Genomic DNA, 2,293 nt, shown 5'->3' with positions numbered 1-2,293 from the left:
ATTTTACATTGAAGAGATAGGATTCTATAGAAAATATAGACATACATTAAAAAAAAAAGTAATGAACATATAAAAACCGAAGCTATTTGTCTTCGGTTTTTTGTTAAAAAATGGCGCAATTTCGAGCTTATTAATATATTTGAGTAAGGCATAGCTAACTAACCACTAACTACTTTTCATGAAAACTAAAATATTCCTTGTTTTATTGTTGTTTATAGGGCAACAAGCATATACTCAATCTATCACAGTAGATGATACATATACTCCCGAAGAATTGGTCATAGATGTTCTATTTCAAAATGTCTGTGGTAATGAACCGGATAATATACGGGTAACGAATCACAGTGGGGCAGATGACCAAGCTGCTGAAACCAACGGGGCTAATTTAGGATTTGAAAGTTATGGTTATTTTAATACAGGAACTGCAAACTTTCCTTTCTCAGAAGGAATTGTATTAAGTAGTTCTAGAGTGTTGTCTATTCCTAATAATGGAGGTGCAAATTTGAGTTTTGGTTCTGGAGTATGGGAAGGAGATACAGATTTGCAAGTATTAACAGGAGGTTCAGATAACACATTTAATGCTACTGCTATTGAATTTACTTTTGTGCCTTTGGCAGATCAAATTAGTTTTAGATATATACTAGCTTCAGAAGAATACACTACTAGTGCATCATATCCTTGTAGTTTTGCTGATACTTTTGCATTTATTTTGAGCGGACCAGGAATTCCAAATACAAATCTTTATGATCACGATGCAAATCCAGCTACACCAGAACTTAGTTTAAATCTTGGCGGGAGAAACATAGCATTGTTGCCAAACTCTAATATCCCTGCAAGTATTACAAATATTCATAACTTTAGCTGTGGACCTGGACTCGGTCAATTTGCCTTTCCAGAATTTTTTGATGTGCCAGGAAGTAATAATGGTTCAACTGCTTTTGATGGACAAACAGTCGCTCTTACCGCCGAAGCAGACGTAATACCAGGTCAAACATATACTATAAAACTAGTTATAGCAGATTATATAGATTCTTCTTTTGATTCTGCTGTATTTTTAGAGGGAGGAAGTTTTAATATTGGAGCTTTTGACCTTGGGCAAGATAGATTAATTACTACAGGAAATCCTGTGTGTGAAGGTGATACAATCACACTAAATGCACAATCTTCAGTTGCTACTGCTACTTACACTTGGTTTCAAGATGGAGATGAATTGACAGGAGAAACAAATCCCACTTTAGATGTAACCACTCCAGGGACATACTCTGTGAATGTTTCGGTTTCAACAAATTGCAGTACAGACGATACAATTGTAATAGAATTTGCGCCTGTTCCTGTAGCTAATCAACCTAATAATTTGATTGAATGTGCACTCGCAGGAACAAGTGGTGTTCAATTTGATCTTTCTTTGGTCAATAATGATGTATTGCTTACGCAAGATCCTACACAATTTAGTATATCTTATCATAATACTTTGGATGACGCTGAAATGGATATGAATCCACTTCCTACGATGTATACAAATGGAACCAATCCAGAAACTATTTTTGTGCGTGTAGAAGATTTATCGGGAATGTGCTATGCAACGACAAGCTTTGATTTAGAAGTTTATACGCAACCTGTGGCTAATACTGTGACAGATGTAATTATTTGTGATGATGATACAAATGACGATGTAGCTAATTTTGTACTTACAAATAACGATGCGCAAGTATTAGGTACTCAAAACCCTGCTCAATTTACAGTAACATACCATGAATCTTCAACTGATGCATTAAATGGAATAGCTCCAATAACGAGCCCATACACAAACACATCTAACCCTCAAACGATATATGTTCGCATTGAAAATAATGATAACACCAACTGTTATGACACTTCTCAATTCGATATAATTATTAATACACAACCAGTTGCAAATCAACCTGCAAATATGGTAACTTGTGATGACTTGTCAGGTGATGGAATAGAGGATTTTGATTTGACAATGCAAGAGGCTGCGATACTTGGAACACAGACTCCGGCTGATTTTGCTATTACTTACCATACAAATCAAGCAGATGCTGATGCAGACATAAATGAACTAACATCACCTTACTCTGGTAGTGATGGTGAAACAATATTTGTTAGAATCGAAAGTACTCAAGTAGGTAATACATGTTATGCAACGACAAGTTTTAATTTAGGAATTAATCCATTACCAATAGCAGTTGTGCCAACAACTCTACAAGAATGCGATGATGATACAGATGGTTTTGTTGGTTTTACTCTTACTGATGCCAATGCAGAGATTATC

The 2,293-nt window shown here is 35.4% G+C and carries 1 protein-coding gene; it reads left to right on the top strand.

Annotation, left to right across the window (positions count from 1 at the left end):
* Nucleotides 1-178 precede the first annotated feature (178 nt).
* Nucleotides 179-2,293, top strand: a 2,115-nt coding sequence (locus AA088_RS17850; RefSeq protein ID WP_193786300.1) for a choice-of-anchor L domain-containing protein, incomplete at its 3' end; no start/stop codon positions are given.

This window comes from Kordia zhangzhouensis, assembly GCF_001005305.1.
Classification (GTDB): domain Bacteria; phylum Bacteroidota; class Bacteroidia; order Flavobacteriales; family Flavobacteriaceae; genus Kordia; species Kordia zhangzhouensis.
The sequence above is the reverse complement of the archived record's forward strand: the minus strand, read 5'-3'. Positions and strand labels throughout refer to the sequence as shown.